The following is a 1,398-nucleotide window of genomic DNA, read 5'->3' as shown; positions in this document are numbered from 1 at the left end:
TAGACAACAGCACGACAGTTGGCGTTGTGATCAACAATGGCGATGGCACGTTCTCCTATGATTGCGGCGATGCGTTTATCCATCTGAGCGTTGGCGAGACTGCAACCGACACGTTCACCTACACGATTGATGATGGCAATGGCGGTGTGATCACCAAGACTGTGACGGTGACGATCAATGGGCCTAACAAAGTCAGTGTTGGGGGAGGAAAACTTGTCGCTTCTGATGGAGCGGAGAGTGATTACTTCGGCCACAATGCACAGGTGAACGATCAGGGTGTTGTTGTTGTCGGAGCTTATCGGGATTCTGACAAGGGCAGTTACTCCGGTTCGGTTTATGTCTACACGCCTGATGGTGATGGTTATGCTGAAACCAAGCTTGTTGCTTCAGACGGAACAAGTTCTGATTACTTTGGAGAGAGAATAGCAGTTAATAATTCCGGTGTGGTTGCAGTTACAGCACCTCGGGATTCTGACAAGGGTAATTATTCCGGTTCGATTTATGTATATACGCCGACCGAAGGTGGAGGTTATTCAGAGGTCAAGCTGACTGCCTCTGACGGTGTTGCCGGTGATTATCTTGGTGATCATGGCTTTGTGATGAATGAGGCCGGGGTGATTGCCGCTTCTGCTTATGGCTCAGACACTGACAAGATCTATATCTTTACGCCGGATGGTTCTGGTGGTTACACGGAGACAAAGCTGGTTGCCTCAGGTGACGATGGCTTTGGCGGCACCCTCAGCATCAATGAAGCTGGTGTTGTGTTCGCGGACGGTCCGGGTGCTCTGGCCCGCGTGTTTACGCCGGATGGCGAGGGTGGTTATACGGAATTGCAGTTGATTGCTCCTGATACCAATCCTTCCTTTGGCATCAGTGGATCAGTTAAGGGCGATGGTACCATCGTTGTTGGAGCCTCTGGGGTGCTGTATATCCATGAGCCGGATGGTAGCGGCAATTATGTGGTCTCCAAGCTGATTACCGGACCTGGTGGTACAGGGCCAACGCTTGCCATGAATGAGGCCGGTGTTATTGTTACGGGAGCTACAAGTGGTGCTGGTAACACGGGTGCCGTTTATGTCTATGTGCCGGATGGATCCGGTGGTTATCAGGAAATTGTTCTGACAGCCCATGATAGAGCCAGCAGCGATTACTTCGGACAATCTGTATCGATCAATGAAGCTGGTGTTATCACAGTTGGTGCTTATCTGGATGATGCTAGAGGCAAGGACTCAGGCTCGGTTTACGTGTTCACGCCTGATGAAGACGGTAACTATGTCGGAGCTGATGGGACTGTCTATGAACCAAGCAGAACACCGGTGATCTATTCCTATGGCGAGTATAATGAAGTTGATGGGCAAGGGGTTGCCTCTAAGCTTGTCGCTTCTGATGGAGCGAAGG

The 1,398-nt window shown here is 50.8% G+C and carries 1 protein-coding gene; it reads left to right on the top strand.

Features of this window, described 5'->3' with window-relative positions; all coding sequences use genetic code 11:
• Window positions 1-1,398: VCBS domain-containing protein (locus tag PsWM33_RS26590; protein ID WP_193778487.1), on the top strand; the 1,398-nt coding region annotated here is incomplete at both ends.

Origin of the sequence: Pseudovibrio sp. WM33, assembly GCF_001623165.1 — a bacterium.
GTDB lineage: Bacteria > Pseudomonadota > Alphaproteobacteria > Rhizobiales > Stappiaceae > Pseudovibrio.
Note: the sequence above shows the minus strand (reverse complement) of the source record. Positions and strands in the feature narration are given on the sequence as shown.